The organism is Leucobacter sp. 7(1) (assembly GCF_900163635.1).
In the GTDB taxonomy this organism is placed as follows: Bacteria; Actinomycetota; Actinomycetes; order Actinomycetales; family Microbacteriaceae; genus Leucobacter.
Map to the genome: position 1 here is coordinate 49,262 of NZ_FUID01000078.1, position 18,151 is coordinate 67,412.

An 18,151-nucleotide genomic window follows, 5' to 3' on the forward strand; every position below is an offset into this window, starting at 1 on the left:
GGTGAACGAGTCCCCGCTCAGTACTTCACCCAGGGGACCACACGACGCTCGATGAAGCCCTCAAGCGAGGTTGCGGCGTAGCCCAGGATTGAGATTGTCACGATGCCCACGTACATCTTTGACACCGCGAAAGTGGACCAGGAACTCCAGATGAGGTACCCAAGCCCGCTTTGGGAACCCACGAACTCGGAGGCGGCGATGATCACAAAGGCCCCGCCCGTGGCGAGTTTGAGCCCCGTGAAGATCGAGGGCAGCGCGTACGGGAAAGACACAGTGAACCAACGCTGCACGCGTGTCGCCCCGTTCGCCTGCGCGACGTCGTTCAGCAGCGGCGGCGTCTGCATGACCCCACTCATTGTGTTGAAAAACAGGTAGAAGAACACGCCGATGGCGACGATCACGTACTTGCTCGTCTCGCCCAGCCCAAAAATGAGCAGCAGGAGCGGGAAGATCGCGACCTTCGGGATCGGGAGCAGGCTCGCAAAGATCGGTTCGAGCAACTGGCGTAGCGGGCGCACGGAGCCCAGCAGGACCCCCAATAGCACGCCCGGTACAGCTCCCAGCACAAAGCCAATGAGAATACGAGAGAGTGTCATCGCGGTGTGCTCGAGCAAAACCCCGTCGAGCAGCATCTTTACAAACGTCTCAATGATTGAGCTCGGTGCCGGGAAAAACCGGACGTCAAGCACCCCAACGCGGCTCAGCAGTTCCCAGACCAAGATCAGGAGGATGGGCGTGTACGGCCCGATCCGGCGCGTCCAGCGCGAGCCCTTCTCCTGCTGCACGGCCGCGGCGAGCTGACGCTCGATATCGGCCGGGACGGCGGGGACACCCGCCTGCGCTTCGGCGCTCACGCGGCCTCCTCCTCGTCGGGCTGCTGCTCGAGCAGATCCCACAATTGCACAGTGATCTCGCCGTAGCGGGGATCCCGCCGGAGCTCCTTGATATCCCGGGGCCGGCCGAACGGAATTTCGATATCGGCGATAATCCGGCCAGGCCGATGCGACATGACCACCACCCGATCCGCGAGGGTCAGCGCCTCATCGACGCTGTGCGTGATGAACAGCACGGACTTCGAGGTCTGTTCCCAAATCCGCAGCAGTTCCTGCTGGAGCGCGACGCGCGTCTGCTCGTCAAGTGCACCGAACGGCTCGTCCATCAGGAGCACATTGCCGTCATCCGCGAGCGCCCGCGCCACCGAGGTGCGCTGACGCATGCCACCCGAAATCTGCGACGGGAAGTAACTCGCAAAGTCGGTGAGCCCCACGAGCTCCAGCAGCTCGGCGACCCGCTCACGCCGCTGTGCCTTCGGGACCCGCCGAAGTTTCAGCGGGTAGGCGACGTTTTCGGCCACGGTGAGCCAGGGAAAGACGCCGTGCTCCTGGAACACGACTGACGGGCGACTCTGGGTCTCCACGGTGCCCAGGCTCGGCTGTTCGAGCCCCGCCGCCACGCGCAGGAGCGTGCTCTTGCCACAGCCAGAGGGGCCGAGCACACACACGAACTCGCGTTCGGCGACCTCGAGCGAAACGTCCTGCACGGCCACGAGCACTTCACCGCTCGCCTCCGCGTTAGGGAACGCTTTCCAGAGGTTCCGGATTGAGATGCCCGTCATTTGGCGTCGGTGTCCGAGGACTCCGCGGCGTCGCCCGCCTGCGCCACGGCGTCGGCGAGAATGTCCGCGCGGAAGATGTCCTTGATCGAGGACTTGCCCTCAAATTCGAGGGTGTCGCGATCCCGGAAGAACTGTTCCTGGCGCTCCACATCGCTCCAGTCGATCGCACCCTCGGGGTCCTGCACGGTCAGACCGATAGACGCAAGCGTCTCCACCGGGAGCTCCGTGTACTCGGCGATGATCTCCTGCGATGCGGGATGGTTCCAGCCGCCGGCCTCGAGCTCCTGAACGGCGCGGAGATACGCCGCGGTGAACGCGGTGACCGCCTCCGGGTACTTCTCGACGTACTCGGTGTTGAACGCGAGGGCACCGAGCTCAACGCCGGCCTGGTAGCTGACGTCGAGCAGCTCGTGCCCGATCTTCTTGTCCGTGATCGCGGAGGAGATCGGTTCGATTGTCCAGCTCGCGTCGATCGAGCCGTTCGCGAGGGCGGGAGGAATGTCGCCCGGGGTGAGGTTCACAAGCTCGACATCGTCAAGGCTGAGCCCCACCGATTCGAGGGCGAGGTTCACGGAGTAGATACCAAAGCCGCCATCACCGGGGATGCCGATCTTCTTGCCCTTCAAGTCCTTCGCGTCGGTGATCCCGGACTGTTCCGAAGCCATGAGCGGTGCCGGGTTCTTCCCCTCTTCGGGGATTCGTGAGACGCTCGCGATCACTGAAAGTGAGGCACCCGCCTCGGTGGCGTTGAACAGGCCCGCACCCCAGGTCGCGCCGCCGGCGGTGATGCTGCCAGTGCTCACCTGCTGGTACGTCTCCCCCGAGCTGCCGCTCTTCGAGATCAGTTCTACGTCGACCCCGGCGTCCTCGAAGTACCCCTTCTCCTCCGCGAGGAAGAACGGTGCATAGTCGGCGTACGGTGAGTACAGGAAGGTGATCTTCGGCGCATCGGCGACGTCACCGCTGCCCTCGGGCGCGGCGCCCGTGGCGCAGCCGGTGAGCAGAGCGGCACCGGCGATGAGCGCCAGACCTCCAGTGAAACGACGACGAAGACTCATGAGGGGCTCCCGGAAATTCACACACGTGCCGGCCCTGTTGCCGGTCATTCCGCCAATCTATCGGGTTGGCGTTTCGCTGTGCGGAATGCGCCGTCACATTCGGTCACACCGCGCGCGGCTGCCACCCCCGGCTGTCGCCCCGGCTGCGGCCCCCCGAAACGACCCCAAAACCACGAAACGACCCCAAAACCGCGCGATTTCGCGTGATTTCGGGGTCGTTTCGTGGCTCAGGGGTCAGTTGGCGATCTCCTGGTACGCGAACTGCAGCATCGAATCGTCGACGCCGGCGAGTACGCGCGGCTTCCCGATCTCGTCGAGCACGATGAAGCGCAGCATCCCGGCGCGAGCCTTCTTGTCGCGCTGCATCGTCGCGAGCAAGCCGGGCCAGCGGCCGGCCGGGTAGTTCAGCGGCAGCGTCAGCGAGGACAGGATCGCACGGTGACGGTCGACCGCGGCATCCGAGAGTGCACCGGCCATGCGGCCGAGCTCCGCGGCGTACATCATGCCGATCGAGATCGCAACGCCGTGACGCCACTGGTAGCGCTCCGCGTGTTCGATCGCGTGGCCGAGTGTGTGGCCGTAGTTCAGGATCTCCCGCAGGCCGCCCTCGCGGAAGTCCTCGGATACGACGCGAGCCTTCACCCCGATGGCGAGTTCAACAAGGCGGCGGAACTCCGCCGACGCCGGATCCGTCGCCCGGTCGACGTCGGCTTCGAGCAGATCAAGGATCTCGGGTTCGGCGATGAAGCCGCACTTCGCGATCTCCGCGAAGCCCGCGAGGATCTCGTTGCGTGGCAGGCTGGCCGCGAGGTCGAGGTCACAGATGACGCCGGTGGGGGCATAGAACGTACCCACGAGGTTCTTCCCCTCGGTGGTGTTGACGCCGGTTTTGCCACCCACGGATGCGTCGACCATGCCAAGCACGCTTGTCGGGATCTGCACCAGTGAGACCCCGCGCAGCCACGTCGAGGCCACGAAGCCCGCGAGGTCGGTGACGGCACCGCCGCCGAGGCCAATCACGGCGTCGGTGCGCGTGAAGTCCGCTTGGCCCATGATCTGCCAGCAGAACGCCGCGACCTCGATGCGCTTGGCCGACTCCGCGTCGGGCACCTCGGCGAGGAGCACCTGTTCGTAGCGCTCCTGGAGTGCATCACGCAGTTCGGTCGCGACGCGGCCCACCGTCGGCGTGTGCACGATCAGGATCTTGGCGACGCGATCGCCGAGCACTGCGGGCACGCGGCCCAGGATGCCGCGACCCACGGTGATCGTATAGTTGCTCTCCCCCGTGACCTTGATCTCGGTCACCGGCTGCTCGTCTGCCGCCTGTGCGGGTGCGTCGGTCATCATTCGCTCCTGTTCGACGGCGCGGTGTCGCCGTCTGTTCGCTTCGGTTCGCGCGTCTTCCGGAAGCTGCGCGCCCACTGGGCGACGCGGCGCGCGAGTTGTTCTTTGGTGGCACGATCGGTGCGGTAGGTCACGTCGGCGACCTCCTCGTAGAGCGGCCGGCGCTCGGCGAGGATCCGACCCCACGCCTCGGGATCGTCACGGAGCAACGGCCGGCGCTGGATGTTTGCCGTGCGGAGCACGGCTTCCTGCGTCGTCATGAGAAGTACAACCGGGTACCCCGAGAGCAGCTCCCGCGTGCTCTCGGTCAGCACGGCACCCCCGCCGAGGGCAAGGATCCGCGCGCCCGGAGCGGCGAGTTCGGCCGCAATCACCTCGGCCTCGATCCGCCGAAACTCAGACTCGCCGTGCTTCGCGAAGAAGTCGGTGATCGCCCCGTGGGCGCGCACAAACACGGCGTCGGAGTCCACGAACGGAATGCCGAGTTCACGCGCAACGCGCTTGCCGAGGCTCGTCTTCCCAGCGGCCATCGGGCCGACAAACACGACCGCGCGATCCGGCAGCTTCGCCCCGGAGCGCCGCCGACGACGACGCCGCGGTCGTCCGCTGCCACGCGGGGACTGCGGGATCAAGCCGATGGGTTCGGTCGGGTGCTGCAGCTCCGGGGTGGTGGGCGGCGCGGGCTTCGGCGCGGCCGCGGGCGGGCCCGCGATCCGTCCGGCCCGGCGATGCCTGGTCACGACTCGATGACGGTCGACAACCGCTCGGGGATCGCCGCGAGGTAGGATTCCAGGTTTCGCTTCGTCTCCGCAACGCTGTCGCCGCCGAACTTCTCGGTGACAGCATCCGCGAGCACAAGCGCGACCATGGCCTCAGCGACTACACCGGCGGCCGGAACCGCGGAGACGTCGGAGCGCTGGTGGTGTGCCTTCGCTTCTTCGCCAGTGGCGACGTCAATCGTCGGCAACGCATGCGGCACCGTGGCGATGGGCTTCATCCCGGCGCGTACGCGAAGTACCTGGCCGGTGGTCATGCCGCCCTCGATGCCGCCGGCACGACCGGTCTCACGGGCGATCTGACCGTCCGCGATATGCAGCTCATCGTGCGCCGCCGATCCTCGGCGGCGCGTTGTCTCGAAGCCGTCGCCAACTTCCACGGCCTTGATCGCCTGAATCCCCATGAGAGCACCGGCAAGACGCGAGTCGAGGCGCCGGTCCCAGTGTACGTAGGATCCAAGCCCGGGCGGCAGACCGTAGGCGAGCACCTCAACGATGCCGCCAATCGTGTCGCCGGACTTCTTCGTGTCGTCGACCTCCGCGACCATGCGCGCGCTCGTTGCGGCGTCGAAGCAGCGCAGCGGATCCGCGTCGAGCGCTGGCGTGTCCGTGGGTCGCGGCAGTGCGCCGCCCGCGGGAACCGCGATGTCGCCGAGCGACACTGTGTGGCTGACGAGCCCGATCCCCAGCTCTGCGAGGAACGCACGCGCAACAGCACCCAGGGCGACACGTGCTGCGGTTTCACGGGCACTCGCGCGCTCGAGCACGGGACGCGCCTCATCGAAGCCGTACTTCTGCATGCCTGCCAGGTCGGCGTGTCCGGGGCGAGGACGCGTCAGCGGGGCACCGCGGCCGCGAGACTTCTCGGAAAGTTCGGTCCGCTCGGCCGACATCACCTCGGACCACTTGGGCCACTCGGTGTTGCCGATCCGGATGGCAACGGGGCCGCCAATGGACACGCCCTGGACCACACCGCCCGAGACGTTCAGCTCGTCCTGTTCGAACTTCATGCGCGAGCCACGGCCATAGCCGAGCTTGCGCCGCGCGAGGTCAGCCCGGATCTCTTCAAGAGAGACGGGGACCCCGGCGGGGAGGCCCTCGAGGACAGCGATCAGTTCGGGGCCGTGGGATTCTCCAGCGGTAAGCCAACGCAGCATACCGACTATCCTCCCATATCGGGCGTGATTGCCGCGCGCATCGCGGCGCGCACTGCGTCTTCCTGCGTCATCGGCGTTGCCGCATCGCCGCCCCGAAAGAGGCGAATCTGCACAATCGCTTGTTCGATGAGCATTGCCGTACCTGGGTGGGCGGCCCCCCCAGCAGCCTCCCAGCGCCCCGCGAGGGGTGACGGCCACGGATCGTAGGCAACGTCGAAGAGCGGGACCCCGAAGAGGGCGTCAGGCACGGGCAGCGCGTGGCCCACCGGCCCGGGGAGCGTCGCGATGATCAGAGTGGCATCGGCGTGGTCAAGCGCTGGATCGGCGGGGCCCACTGGCGTCACCGCACCACGCGCCGCGAGCCGATCCCGGATCGCCCCCGCCGACTCGGCGTTGCGCCCGGCGACCCACACATGTTCTGCACCAAGTGCCTGCGCCGCGAGAACGGCGGATACCGCGGTGGCACCGGTACCGAGCACCACGGTGCGCGTGGCGTCAAGGTTGGCACCGGCGATCGCGGCCGCCAGCCCGGCAACATCGGTGTTGGCCCCGTCCCAGCCGGTGCCATCGGGTCGCCGGATCAGGGTATTCACCACACCGCTCACCTGCGCGATCGGATCCAGCGTCGTGGCGAGTCGATGTGCCGCTTCCTTGAGGGGCATCGTCACCGAGAATCCCCGCCACTCCGGCCCGCGGCCGGCGAGGAACCCCTCTAGCTCGGGCACCGCGCAGCGCACCGCCGAGTAGCGCCAGGGCAGGCCAAGCACCTCATATGCGGCCCGGTGGATTCGCGGCGACAGCGAGTGCGCGATCGGCCAGCCGAGCACGGCCAGCTGACTTGGCACCGCCAGCCGCTCCGGCACCGCCGGCCGACCCGGCATTTAGCAGCCCTTCCCCGGGTTTGCCGCGCACCACTCGTTGAGCTGCCCCACGGCGGCGTCGTGCTGCTCCTGGTTCGCGCTGAACGCGGACTCCCCCGTGTCAAGGTTGATCGCCACGAAGTAAAGCCAGTCCCCCGCTTCAGGGTTCAGTGCCGCAGAGATTGCGTCGCGGCCCGGGTTCGCAATGGGACCCTTGGGCAGCCCCTCCTGCACGTAGGTGTTCCAGGGATTGTCGTCGGAGAGCGCCTCGTCGGTGGACCACACCGAGCCGTCCTCGTGCTGCCCCATGCCGTACTGCGCCGTGGAGTCCATCTGCAGTTTCATGCCCTGGTCGAGCCGGTTCTGGATGACGCGGGAGACCTTGCCGAAGTCTTCAATGCGGCCGCCCTCACGCTGGATCATTGCGGCAATGTTCAGGACCCGTTCCCGATCAGCTTCGGCCACGCCAAACTCGTCGAGGACTGCGCGCTGCTGGTCGACAAGTCGCTGGATCGCTTCGGCACCGGTGGTGTCCTCTTCGAACTCGTAGGTCGCCGGGAACAGCCACCCTTCGAGGCTGTCCACGCCAGCGGGGAGTCCAAACGCGGCAGGATCCGCGATCGCGGCTTCGAGTTCCGCGAGGGGGATGTCTGCGCCGGCCGCGATCAGCTCGATCGTCTGCCCCACGGTCTTCCCCTCGGGGATCATCGCGGTGAGCTGCATCTTGTTCGCGGGATCCTGCAGCGCATCAAGCGCGCCCTGCGAGCTCATCTGCAACTTGAGCCTGTACGAACCCGGGAGGAAGTCGACGGCGGGATCCTGCGCCAACAGCAGTTGATAGAACGCCTCCGACGTCTTCACCACGTCTGCCTCCGCGAGGCTTGCCGCGATGTCCTCGCCGATCTCGCCCTCGGTGATCACCACGATGGTGTCGCCGGATCCGGGGCCCTCGTAGTCGTTTGTGGTCCAGCCCATCATGAGCGAAATCTGCGTGCCGAACTGGGACCACAGATAGGTTCCCGCGGCGGCGAGCCCGCCGAGCAGCACGACAGTGACGATGAGTGAGATGACGATTTTCTTGCCGGTTCCCGCTGATTCCCCACGAGTGCGTGCATTCATACGTCGTTCTCCTCTGCGTCGGCGTGTGTCGGTGCCACAGCGCGCCCCGGCGCGGTGCCCTGAGCCCGCTCGCTGTCGAGTGCGTGCTGCAGGATCACCACCGCAGCGGCCTGATCAATGATGGATCGGGTCTGTTTTGTTTTCTTGCCGGCCTGGCGCAGCTGCCCCTGAGCCGACACTGTCGAGAGTCGTTCGTCCACGAGACGGACCGGAACGGGCCTGGCACTCGCGGCGAGCTGCGCCGCGAGGCGATCCGCAAATCCGGTCGCATCATCGGTCGAGAGCGTGTGTTCTCCGCGCATGTTCAGCGGCAGGCCCACGATCACTTCGAAGACGTCGAGCTCGCCGACGATCCCGAGGAGGCGCGCGATGTCCTCGCGAGCCTCGGGATCACGCGGCACGGTTTCGACAGGGGTCGCGAGCATCCCGTGCAGGTCACTCCGCGCCACCCCAATGCGGGCCTTCCCCACGTCGATCCCGAGCCGCACGCCGCTACGCACCCGCTGCGCCTCCGATTGTGCGGCGGATCTCCGCGAGCGCCGCGTCAATCTGCGCCGGATCCGTGCCACCGCCCTGAGCGAGATCGGGCTTGCCGCCACCGCCCCCACCGAGCACCTTGGCACCCAGCTTCGCGAGGTCGCCTGCGCGCACGCCGGCGGTGCGGGCACCCTCGGTTGTCGCTGCGATCACGACGGGCTTGCCCGCGGCCTCGCCCGCGAGGACCACTACTCCGGCCTCACTCGACAGGCGTTCGCGCAGCTGCAGGGCGAGTCCACGAATGTCGTCGGCGGACCCCACTGTGCCGAGCGATGCGGTGACCACGCGCACGTCGCCGAGCGTTTCTGCTGATGCGAGCAGCTCCGGCACGCGCTCGGCAAGCTTTGCCGCTTCGAACGCCGCGATCTTCTTCTCGGCGGCCTTGAGCTGGGCACCCAGATCCTGCACGCGGCCGATAAGTTCGGCGCGCGGCACCTTCAAGCCGCCCATGAGCTGCTGCACGATGGCGCGCTCGGCAGCGAAGTTGCGGAACGCCTCCATGCCCACCAGGGATTCAACGCGACGGTTCGTGGATCCGACCGAGCTCTCGGACACGAGGCTGATCATGCCGACCTCGGCGGAGCTGGAGACGTGCGTGCCCGCGCAGAGTTCACGCGACCACGCACCCCCGATATCGACGACGCGGACGCGGTCGCCGTACTTCTCGCCGAACAGCGCCATGGCACCCATCGCCTTGGCCTCGTCAATCCCCATTTCGCGGGTGACAACGTCGTAGTCGGAACGGATCGCCAGGTTCGAGATCTCCTCAAGCTCGCTCTTCGTCTCCGTCGAGAGCGCGTCGCCGTGCGCGAAGTCGAGGCGCATGTAGCCGGCCTTGTTGTAGGAGCCGGTCTGATGAGCCCCGGTGCCGAGCACGTCGCGCAGCGCGGCGTGCACGATGTGCGTGGCCGAGTGGGCCTGTGTTGCACCGCGGCGGTAGTCAGCGTCAACACGGGTTTCGGCGCGCTGATCGATCCCGATCGTGCCGACCGTGACTTTGACTGTGTGCACCACAAGGCCGGGAACAGGCTTCTGCACGTCAAGAACCTCGGCCTCAAAACCGTCGCCCACGATGACACCCTGATCCGAGTCCTGGCCGCCCGATTCCGCCCAGAGCGAGGTCTCGGCAAGCACAACCTCCGCGATCTCACCCTCACGGGCTTCCTGCACGGCGACACCGTCGACAACGAGGCCAAGCACGCGGCTCTCGTGGGTCAGCTCGTCGTAGCCTGTGAAGAGGGTCTCTCCGAGTCCGCGGAGCTCCTTGTAGACCGACAGGTCGGCGCGCTGGCCCTTCTTCGCCTTCGCGTCGGCCTTCGCGCGATCGCGCTGCTCCTGCATGAGCTCGGTGAACACGCCGCGATCGACAGCGACGCCCGCTTCCTCGGCGATCTCGAGCGTCAGCTCGATCGGGAATCCGTGCGTGTCATGCAGCAGGAACGCGGTGTCGCCGGGAACCGTCGTAGCCGCGCCCTTCGCGGTCGCAACCGCGGTATCGAGGATCTGGATTCCCGAGGCAAGGGTCCGCAGGAACGTTTTTTCCTCCGCGTATGCGGCGCGCGAAATGAAATCGAAGTTCTCGGCGACCGCCGGATAGGCCCCCTGCATCGCGTCGCGCGAGACCGGGAACAGTTCAGCGAAGCTCGCCCCGTCGAAGCCGAGCAGTCGCATCGACAGAATCACGCGACGCAGCAGGCGCCGCAGGATGTAGCCCCGGCCCTCGTTCGAGGGTGTTACACCGTCGGCGATGAGCATCAGCCCGCTGCGCACGTGATCCGCGATCACGCGCAACCGAACGTCGTCAGCGTGGTCTGCACCGTACGTCTTCCCCGCGAGCGCAGCGGCACGGTCGAGCACCGGGCGCACCTGATCGATCTCGTACATGTTCTGCACGCCCTGCTTGATGAACGCGACGCGCTCGAGACCCATGCCGGTGTCGATGTTCTTCTTCGGGAGTTCGCCCAGGATCGTGAAGTCGGTCTTCGATTTCACATCAGCGACCTCGTACTGCATGAACACGAGGTTCCAGATCTCGACGTAGCGATCATCGTCCGTGATCGGGCCACCGTCGATCCCGTACTCCGGACCCTGATCGAAGAAGATCTCCGAGCACGGACCGGCGGGTCCCGGCTGACCGGTTGACCAGTAGTTCGTGTCTTTGCCGAGGCGCTGGATCCGCTCGTCCGGCAGCGTCGAGTGCTCCTTCCACAGCGCGAAGGCCTCGTCGTCTTCTTCGTAGATCGTGACCCAGAGATCCTTCGCCGCGAACCCCAGTCCGCCATCTGCCTCGGGCGTGGTGAGCAGCTCCCACGCGTACTTGATCGCGTCCGACTTGAAGTAGTCTCCGAAGGAGAAATTGCCGCACATCTGGAAGAAGGTGCCGTGTCGCGGGGTCTTACCGACCTCCTCGATGTCGTTCGTCCGGATGCACTTCTGCACGCTCGTCGCGCGCGGGTACGGTGCGGGAACCAGGCCAGAGAGGTACGGCACGAACGGGACCATGCCCGCGACCGTGAACATGAGGCTGGGATCGTCGCTGACAAGCGATGCGGAGGGCACAACTGTGTGTCCGCGCTTTGCAAAGAAGTCGAGCCAACGGCGGTGGATTTCAGCGGTCTGCATCCGGGTACTTTCTACGTCTGGGTGGTGCGGGGTGGGGGTGTCGGTTAGGACTTCTGTGAGAGCCCGCGGAGCGCGTCCTCAAGTTCGGCATCGGCGTCTGCTTCATCGGCCTCGGCCTCGGCCTCATAGCCCGAAGTAAACGCCCGACTGAATTCGCTCATGCCGCGGTTCACGCGGTCAAAGAAGCGGCGTCCCTCGGTCGTCTGATTCACGAAGTGTGCGGCAATGAACCCCAATACGGCTCCGGACACCAGCCACGTCAGCTTGCGCATGTCTCATTCCTCCATTCGGCGAGCAAGCACGGCACAGCCGCACCAGAAAGCAACCTCAAGCTTAGTGGGTCACACTCTCCCAGCTTTGGATATGTGTTCCCCATGAAAACACCGCAGGGGCACCGAATTTCTTCGGTGCCCCTGCGGGTCAAACGGTTCGGCGCGACTTAGCGGCCCGAGTAGAACTCGACCACGAGCTGCACTTCACAGGTCACGGGGACCTCAGCGCGCTTCGGGCGACGCACGAGGCGTGCCTGAAGCTTGTCGAGCTCAACCTCGAGGTAGCCCGGAACCGGGGGGAGAACCTCGGCGTGGCCGCCTGCAGCAGCGACCTGGAAGGGCTCGGTGCCCTCGGAGCGCTCCTTGACGTGGATGAGCTGTCCCGGCTTCACGCGGAAGGAGGGGCGGTCGACGATCTTGCCGTCAACGAGGATGTGACGGTGCACAACCATCTGGCGCGCCTGCGCCGTGGTGCGTGCGAAGCCTGCGCGCAGCACGAGTGCGTCGAGACGCATCTCGAGGAGCTCGACCAGGTTCTCACCGGTCAGGCCGTCCTGACGACGGGCTTCCTTGAAGGCGATGGTGAGCTGCTTCTCGCGGATGCCGTACTGGGCGCGAAGACGCTGCTTCTCACGCAGACGCACCGCGTAGTCGCTGTCGCTCTTACGCTTGGTGCGGCCATGCTGGCCGGGGCCGTAGGGGCGCTTCTCGAGGTAGCGAGCTGCCTTCGGGGTCAGGGCAATCCCGAGCGAGCGGGAAAGACGGGTCTGTGAGCGGGTACGCGACGTTGTCGACACGTGTGTCCTTTCAGGTTTCTAGCGTTCCGCGATCCATAGCTGAATCGCGTGTTCTCTCGGCCACGCTGCGCCCGCATTCATCAGCTTTCGCTGGCAATGCACGCGACGCAGCACACCGTGTTTCGGTGAGGGAACGACCAGCGCAGAAACCCGGCTACAGGGTACCTGCCACAAGAGTTCGTCCGCAGCCAGCGACGAGCTCAGTGTTGGCCAGCGTTCAGCATATCACGGGAGCGCACCCCGGCGCGCGCCGCGCCCTACTCGGAGCGAGTGATCCGCCGAATCTTCTCGAGCCGCTCCGCAACCTCACGCTCGTTCCCGTGGGCCGTCGGCGCGTAGTACTCTCGCCCCACAAGCTCATCCGGGAGGTACTGCTGCGGGGACACCCCGCGCGGGTCGCTGTGTGGGTAGCGATACCCCTTGCCGTGCCCCATCCGTTTTGCGCCCGGGTAGTGCGCGTCACGCAGGTGCAACGGCACGAGTCCAAACCGGCCGGCCTTCACATCAGCAATGGCCGAATCGATGGCGGAGATGACGGCGTTCGATTTCGGAGCCGTGGCGATATAGATCGTTGCCTCGGCGAGCGGAATTCGCGCTTCCGGCAGCCCGACCAGCTGTGTCGCTTCGGCGGCGGCCACCGCGATCACGAGCGCTTGCGGATCGGCCATCCCGACATCCTCCGCCGCGTGCACCATGAGCCGACGAGCAATGAAGCGGGGATCCTCCCCCGCCTCGATCATGCGGGCCAGATAGTGGATCGCGGCATCCGGGTCAGAACCACGCATCGACTTAATGAACGCGCTCGTCACGTCGTAGTGCTGGTCCCCGTTACGGTCATACCGCAGGAGCGCTCGGTTCACGGCGGCAGAAACAATCTCCGGAGTGACGCGGGGTGAGTCCTCCTCCGTGTCCAGGGCGATCGCTGAGCTCGCGGCAGCCTCCAGACTTGTCAGCGCTCGGCGCGCATCACCAGACGCCAGCTGCACAAGTGCGTCAACAGCCTCGGGCTCCACCTCCACCGCATCGCCGAGCCCCCGCGGGTCTGCGATAGCGCGCCGGATCAGGTCGCCGAGCTCGGACTCTTGCAGCGGCTCCAGTGTGAGCAGGAGCGAGCGCGAGAGCAGCGGGCTGATCACCGAGAACGAAGGGTTTTCCGTTGTCGCCGCGACGAGCGTGACCCAGCCATTCTCCACCCCGGGCAACAGTGCATCCTGCTGCGCCTTGGTAAAGCGATGGATCTCATCGAGGAACAAGACTGTCGCCATCCCGTAGAGATCGCGATCGTTGAGCGCGCGCTCCATCACGACCCGCACGTCCTTCACCCCCGCGGTCACCGCCGAGAGTTCCACAAAGCGCCGGCCGCTCGAGTGCGCGATGGCCTGGGCGAGCGTTGTCTTGCCGGTGCCCGGCGGGCCCCACAAAATCACCGACACCGCACCGCCGCCCCCATCGGTATCGGCGGCAAGCACACGCAGCGGAGAACCCGGGCGCAGCAGGTGCTGTTGCCCCACAACCTCATCGAGCGAGCGCGGGCGCATCCGCACCGCGAGCGGCGCGGTGGCGGCCGGCATTCCCTGAGTGTCCACGTCCCCCATGCTAGCGACCACCGCTGACACGGGATCCTGGGGCTCCTCGCGCAGGAGCGCCGAGCAAGATACCGGTGCGAGCAGGGCCCCTTCTGCGCGCGTCCAGTTCGGCAGGCCGCGCACTGTGGCATAGTGGAGGGGTCTATCCCGTATGGTCGGCACGCCCGGCCCACACACGTTAAGTGAGCAGAACCGTGAGCGAAGCGACCAACGAAACGCCCTGGGGACGAGTCGATGACGACCGTACCGTGTATGTGCGCGAGGGTGACGGTGAACGCGTGGTCGGATCTTTCCCCGACGGCACGCCCGAAGAGGCCCTCGCCTACTTCACCCGGAAGTTTGCCGACATCGAGGGTCAGGTGACCCTGCTTGAGGCCCGCATCGCGCGTGGCACCGCGGACGCCTCCGCGGCCGATTCCGTGGCCAAGCTCACGGCCCTGCTCGTCGAGCCTGCCGCAGTGGGTGACATCGCGGGGCTGCGTGCCCGCGTGGAGAAGCTCGGGTCGAAGACCGCCGAGCTCAGCGAAAAGCAGCAGGCGGAGCGTGAAGTCGCCCGTCAGGAGGCAATCGCAAAGCGTGAGGCTATTGTGACCGAGGCCGAGCGCCTCGCTGCGCAACCCGAGGCCTCAGTCCGGTGGAAGGACACGAGCCTCGCTTTCGAACAGCTCTTCACCGACTGGCAGAGCGCGCAGCGCAGCGGACCCCAGGTTCCGAAGGGGCAGGCGGACGCACTGTGGAAGCGATTCCGCACCGCACGTCAGACCTTCGACAGCGCTCGTCGCGCGCACTTCGCGCAGATGGACGCCACCAACAAGGATGTGAAGCAGCGCAAGGAGCGGATCATCGCCGCGGCCGAAGCGCTCGCCCCGAAGGGCATCGACGGCATCCCGAGCTACCGCAATCTGCTCGAGGATTGGAAGGCCGCGGGTCGCGCCAGCCGCAAGGTCGACGATCAGCTGTGGGCACGGTTCAAGGCCGCGGGCGACGTCCTCTACCAGGCAAAAGCAGAGGAAGCTGCGCAGACCAACGAGGAGTATTCCGCGAACCTCGTCGCGAAGCAGGAACTCCTCACCGAAGCTGAGCCGATTCTTTCGGTTACCGATCGCGCTGCTGCCCGCAAGCAGCTCACCGCGGTGCAGCTGCGCTGGGACGAGATCGGTCGTGTCCCCCGAGAGGCGCTCCGCGACATCGAGGGCCGGCTGCGCAAGGTCGAAGACCACGTGAAGCACCTCGAGGACGAGCACTGGCGCAAGACCAACCCCGAAACGAAGGCACGGAGTGAGGGCCTGCGCGGGCAGCTCGAGTCCTCAATCGCCGAGCTGACCGCCGAAATCGATGCCGCCAAGAGCGCGGGCAACGCAAAAGCACAGAAGGAAGCCGAAGACAAGCTCGCGACCCAGCAGTCCTGGCTCGCCGCGCTCGGCGACTAGTTCGAGCCCCGAGCGCCGCATACGCGTCGCTCACACCGCGTTACTGAGGGGCGCGGCTCCAAGTTATCCACACTTGAGGCCGCGCCCCTCGTTATTCCTCGCTCCGGGGTGATCATGGAGGCATGACTCCCCCAGTGACCCACCCCGTTCCCACCCAAGATCGACACCCCAACCTCAGCGTCCCGCTCCCCGGTCTCTGGCCGGTGGCCGTGCGAACCGCCGAGCTCACGCGCGGGAGCCTCCTCCGCTGCGGCCCAGGGGTCCGGCCCGCGGGGTGGCCCGACACCCCGCGAGTGCGACTCGCGGCGCTGGATCCCTGGATCGCGCCCGGCCATATCGCCGTCCTCACCACCGCGGCGTGGGTGTGGGGCGTCATCTCCGAACCAGGTCACCCGCTGCACACCACAACGGCGGGCCGTCGTCGCGGCTCACGAAACGCGCCGCCTGGGGTTCGGGTCCACCAGTTTTGGACCCCAGACGCCGACACGGTGCAGTTCGGGGCGGCGGCGGTGACCACGCCCGGGCGCACACTCTGCGACCTTCTGCGCCTCACCGAGGAGTTCACACGGCTCCACAGGCGTGCCTGCCGGCTGCTCCGGTACCGGCTCGCCTGGGACGCGCCCAGAATTAGCGCCGCCCTCGCCTCCGGCGCGGCACCGTATCGTGCGCGGGCGCTCGAACGGCTCCGCCAGCTCTGATGCGCGCGCGGCGGAGCGGGAGACCGTTAGTTGGTGATCCGGTAGACGTCGTAGACACCGTCAATACGGCGAACGGCGTTGAGGACGTGGTCCAGGTGGGTGGCGTTCGCCATCTCAAACACGAACTTGCTGATCGCGAGCCGAGACGTCGAGGTATTCACCGTGGCTGAGAGGATGTTGACGTGATGCTCGGACAGCGTGCGCGTGACGTCCGAGAGCAGACCCGAGCGGTCGAGCGCTTCGACCTGAATCTGCACGAGGAACACGCTCTTCGTGGTGGGTGCCCACTCCACCTCGATGATTCGATCCTCCTGCTGACGCAGGTTCAGGAAGTTATGGCAGTCGACGCGGTGCACCGAAACGCCCTGGCCCTTCGTCACGAAGCCGAGGATCTCGTCACCGGGAACCGGTGTACAACACTTCGCGAGCTTGGCGAGGATGTCGGTGGCACCCTTCACGATAACTCCGCTCGATCCCGTCGACCGGGACACGCGGGGGGCCTCGATGATCGGCATCGTCGCGAGGGCAGGCTCCGTCGAGGTCTGATCGTCGAAGACGAGCGCCGTCACCTTTTCCACGACGGACTGCGCCGACACATGACTCGCGCCCACTGCCGCGTAGAGTGCAGTCACATCGTCGTAGCGAAGCTGCAGAGCCACCTGCTGGAGCGCCTCGGAGTTCATCACCCGATGCAGCGGCAGTCCCTGCTTGCGGAGCGCCTTCGCGATCTCGGTCTTGCCGTTCTCCGCGTCCTCTTCGCGCCGTTCCTTGGTGAACCACTGTCGAATCTTGTTCTGCGCGCGCTTGCTCTTCACAAACGAGAGCCAGTTCTTATTCGGGCCGGCGTTCGGGTCCTTCGAGGTGAACACCTCGACAACATCGCCATTCTGCAGCGCGGTTTCCAACGGCACCAGGCGGCCGTTCACGCGGGCGCCCATTGTCCGGTGTCCCACTTCGGTGTGCACTGCGTACGCGAAGTCAACTGTCGTGCCGCCGTTCGGGAGCCCGATCACCCGCCCCTTCGGCGTGAAGACGTAGACTTCCTTCGCGCCGATCTCGAAGCGCAGCGCGTCGAGGAACTCGCTGGGGTCTTCGGTCTCCGCCTGCCAGTCCGAGATGTGGGCAAGCCAGGCCATGTCGTTCGACGTGGTGCCCGCCTGATCCTGCGCCCGCTGCTTGTACTTCCAGTGCGCGGCCACGCCGTACTCAGCGCGCTGATGCATTTCCACCGTGCGAATCTGAATCTCAACCGCGCGCCCGTCCGGTCCAATCACCGTGGTGTGCAGCGACTGGTACAGATTGAACTTCGGGGTCGCGATGTAGTCCTTGAATCGCCCCGGAATCGGGGTCCACCGCGCATGCACGGCCCCGAGCACCGCATAGCAATCGCGAATCGATTGCACGAGCACGCGGATGCCCACCAGGTCATAGATGTCGTCAAAGTCGCGGCCGCGGACGATCATCTTCTGATAAATCGAGTACAGCTCTTTGGGCCGACCGGTGACCTCGCCACGAATACGGGCCTCACGCAGATCCGCCTCGATCGAGCTGATCACCGTTCCGACGATCTCGTCACGTTGCGGGTTGCGCTGTGCGATCAGGTTCTCGATCTCGGCGTAGAGCTTCGGCTTCAGCACGGCAAACGAGAGGTCTTCGAGCTCCGACTTCATCGACTGAATACCCAGCCGATGTGCGAGCGGCGCGTAAATCTCAAGCGTTTCCTGGGCCTTGCGCTTCGCCGAGTCACTCGACACAAAGCCCCATGTCCGGGCGTTGTGGAGTCTGTCGGCGAGCTTGATCACGAGCACGCGGATGTCCTTGGCCATCGCCACAACCATTTTGCGAACGGTCTCAGCCTGCGCGGAATCACCGTACTTGACCTTGTCGAGCTTCGTGACCCCGTCCACGAGCATCGCGATCTCTTCGCCGAAATCGCGGGTGAGTTCCTCAAGGGTGTACTCGGTGTCTTCCACAGTGTCGTGGAGAAGCGCAGCGGCAATCGCAACCGGGGCGACGCCCAGCTCTGCCAGAATTTGCGCCACCGCAATCGGGTGAGTGATGTACGGTTCGCCACTGCGGCGCTTCTGGCCACGGTGGGCTCGCTCCGCCGTGGTGTAGGCCCGCTCGATCACTGAGAGGTCGGCGCGTGGGTAGTTGCCACGAACGGTGCGCACAAGTTGGTCTACGGCACCGGGAGCGCTTCCGCGGGAGAAGATTCGGGGCACGAGCCGGCGCAACGCGGTCGTGCCGCCCTGTGCCACATCATTCGTTACCACCCTG

Annotated in this window: 16 protein-coding genes; 2 read left to right on the forward strand and 14 right to left on the reverse strand. The window is 66.1% G+C overall.

Annotated elements, in window-relative coordinates; all coding sequences use genetic code 11:
* Positions 1–17: 17 nt before the first annotated feature.
* From FM113_RS14665 to FM113_RS14725, 13 genes are all read right to left on the reverse strand, one after another.
* Entirely contained in the window at positions 18–854 is an 837-nt protein-coding gene (locus tag FM113_RS14665; RefSeq protein WP_087015568.1) for an ABC transporter permease, read from the reverse strand.
* Positions 851–1,615 (reverse strand): ABC transporter ATP-binding protein, encoded by a 765-nt coding sequence (locus FM113_RS14670; RefSeq protein ID WP_087015569.1) that lies wholly within the window; start codon positions 1,613–1,615, stop codon positions 851–853. The genes FM113_RS14665 and FM113_RS14670 overlap by 4 nt, the downstream gene beginning before the upstream one ends.
* The gene (locus tag FM113_RS14675) at positions 1,612–2,673 is read right to left on the reverse strand and encodes an ABC transporter substrate-binding protein (protein ID WP_176387250.1); all 1,062 of its coding nucleotides are present in this window, start codon (positions 2,671–2,673) and stop codon (positions 1,612–1,614) included. The genes FM113_RS14670 and FM113_RS14675 overlap by 4 nt, the downstream gene beginning before the upstream one ends.
* Before the next feature lie 234 nt (positions 2,674–2,907).
* Positions 2,908–4,017 (reverse strand): 3-dehydroquinate synthase, encoded by a 1,110-nt coding sequence (gene aroB / locus FM113_RS14680; RefSeq protein ID WP_087015571.1) that lies wholly within the window; start codon positions 4,015–4,017, stop codon positions 2,908–2,910.
* Positions 4,017–4,757 (reverse strand): shikimate kinase, encoded by a 741-nt coding sequence (locus FM113_RS14685; protein WP_087015572.1) that lies wholly within the window; start codon positions 4,755–4,757, stop codon positions 4,017–4,019. Before FM113_RS14685 ends, aroB begins: the two co-directional genes overlap by 1 nt.
* A complete protein-coding gene (aroC, locus tag FM113_RS14690) occupies positions 4,754–5,950 on the reverse strand; it encodes a chorismate synthase (RefSeq protein WP_087015573.1) in 1,197 nt (398 codons plus the stop codon). The genes FM113_RS14685 and aroC overlap by 4 nt, the downstream gene beginning before the upstream one ends.
* A gap of 5 nt (positions 5,951–5,955) precedes the next feature.
* Positions 5,956–6,831, reverse strand: coding sequence for a shikimate dehydrogenase (locus FM113_RS14695; protein WP_087015574.1), 876 nt, complete (start codon positions 6,829–6,831; stop codon positions 5,956–5,958).
* A complete protein-coding gene (gene mltG / locus FM113_RS14700) occupies positions 6,832–7,929 on the reverse strand; it encodes an endolytic transglycosylase MltG (RefSeq protein WP_087015575.1) in 1,098 nt (365 codons plus the stop codon).
* Positions 7,926–8,429 carry a Holliday junction resolvase RuvX gene (ruvX, locus tag FM113_RS14705; RefSeq protein WP_217896027.1) on the reverse strand — a complete coding sequence of 168 codons (504 nt, stop codon included), beginning with the start codon at positions 8,427–8,429 and terminating at the stop codon, positions 7,926–7,928. Before ruvX ends, mltG begins: the two co-directional genes overlap by 4 nt.
* Positions 8,422–11,088, reverse strand: coding sequence for an alanine--tRNA ligase (gene alaS / locus FM113_RS14710; RefSeq protein ID WP_087015577.1), 2,667 nt, complete (start codon positions 11,086–11,088; stop codon positions 8,422–8,424). The genes ruvX and alaS overlap by 8 nt, the downstream gene beginning before the upstream one ends.
* Positions 11,089–11,132: 44 nt before the next feature.
* The gene (locus FM113_RS14715; RefSeq protein ID WP_087015578.1) at positions 11,133–11,360 is read right to left on the reverse strand and encodes a hypothetical protein; all 228 of its coding nucleotides are present in this window, start codon (positions 11,358–11,360) and stop codon (positions 11,133–11,135) included.
* Between the two features lie 167 nt (positions 11,361–11,527).
* Positions 11,528–12,157 carry a 30S ribosomal protein S4 gene (rpsD, locus tag FM113_RS14720; RefSeq protein ID WP_087015579.1) on the reverse strand — a complete coding sequence of 210 codons (630 nt, stop codon included), beginning with the start codon at positions 12,155–12,157 and terminating at the stop codon, positions 11,528–11,530.
* 257 nt (positions 12,158–12,414) lie between these two features.
* A complete protein-coding gene (locus FM113_RS14725; RefSeq protein WP_087015631.1) occupies positions 12,415–13,728 on the reverse strand; it encodes a replication-associated recombination protein A in 1,314 nt (437 codons plus the stop codon).
* Between the two features lie 209 nt (positions 13,729–13,937).
* Between FM113_RS14725 and FM113_RS14730 the strand changes: the two genes are divergently transcribed.
* Positions 13,938–15,173, forward strand: a complete 1,236-nt coding sequence (locus FM113_RS14730; protein WP_176387252.1) for a DUF349 domain-containing protein — start codon at positions 13,938–13,940, stop codon at positions 15,171–15,173.
* Positions 15,174–15,295: 122 nt separating this feature from the next.
* Positions 15,296–15,871, forward strand: a complete 576-nt coding sequence (locus tag FM113_RS14735; protein WP_087015580.1) for a hypothetical protein — start codon at positions 15,296–15,298, stop codon at positions 15,869–15,871.
* Positions 15,872–15,897: 26 nt separating this feature from the next.
* Here the strand turns inward: FM113_RS14735 and FM113_RS14740 are convergent, their stop codons facing one another.
* Positions 15,898–18,147, reverse strand: a complete 2,250-nt coding sequence (locus FM113_RS14740; RefSeq protein WP_087015581.1) for a bifunctional (p)ppGpp synthetase/guanosine-3',5'-bis(diphosphate) 3'-pyrophosphohydrolase — start codon at positions 18,145–18,147, stop codon at positions 15,898–15,900.
* Positions 18,148–18,151: the final 4 nt, after the last annotated feature.

What these genes read in the sequence shown, in the direction of transcription:
- FM113_RS14670 (WP_087015569.1), bottom strand. Translation starts at nt 1,615, where the DNA reads ATGACGGGCATCTCAATCCGGAACCTCTGGAAAGCGTTCCCTAACGCG.
- FM113_RS14675 (WP_176387250.1), bottom strand. Translation starts at nt 2,673, where the DNA reads ATGAGTCTTCGTCGTCGTTTCACTGGAGGTCTGGCGCTCATCGCCGGT.
- aroB (WP_087015571.1), bottom strand. Translation starts at nt 4,017, where the DNA reads ATGACCGACGCACCCGCACAGGCGGCAGACGAGCAGCCGGTGACCGAG.
- aroC (WP_087015573.1), bottom strand. Translation starts at nt 5,950, where the DNA reads ATGCTGCGTTGGCTTACCGCTGGAGAATCCCACGGCCCCGAACTGATC.
- FM113_RS14695 (WP_087015574.1), bottom strand. Translation starts at nt 6,831, where the DNA reads ATGCCGGGTCGGCCGGCGGTGCCGGAGCGGCTGGCGGTGCCAAGTCAG.
- mltG (WP_087015575.1), bottom strand. Translation starts at nt 7,929, where the DNA reads ATGAATGCACGCACTCGTGGGGAATCAGCGGGAACCGGCAAGAAAATC.
- alaS (WP_087015577.1), bottom strand. Translation starts at nt 11,088, where the DNA reads ATGCAGACCGCTGAAATCCACCGCCGTTGGCTCGACTTCTTTGCAAAG.
- FM113_RS14715 (WP_087015578.1), bottom strand. Translation starts at nt 11,360, where the DNA reads ATGCGCAAGCTGACGTGGCTGGTGTCCGGAGCCGTATTGGGGTTCATT.
- FM113_RS14725 (WP_087015631.1), bottom strand. Translation starts at nt 13,728, where the DNA reads ATGCCGGCCGCCACCGCGCCGCTCGCGGTGCGGATGCGCCCGCGCTCG.
- FM113_RS14735 (WP_087015580.1), top strand. Translation starts at nt 15,296, where the DNA reads ATGACTCCCCCAGTGACCCACCCCGTTCCCACCCAAGATCGACACCCC.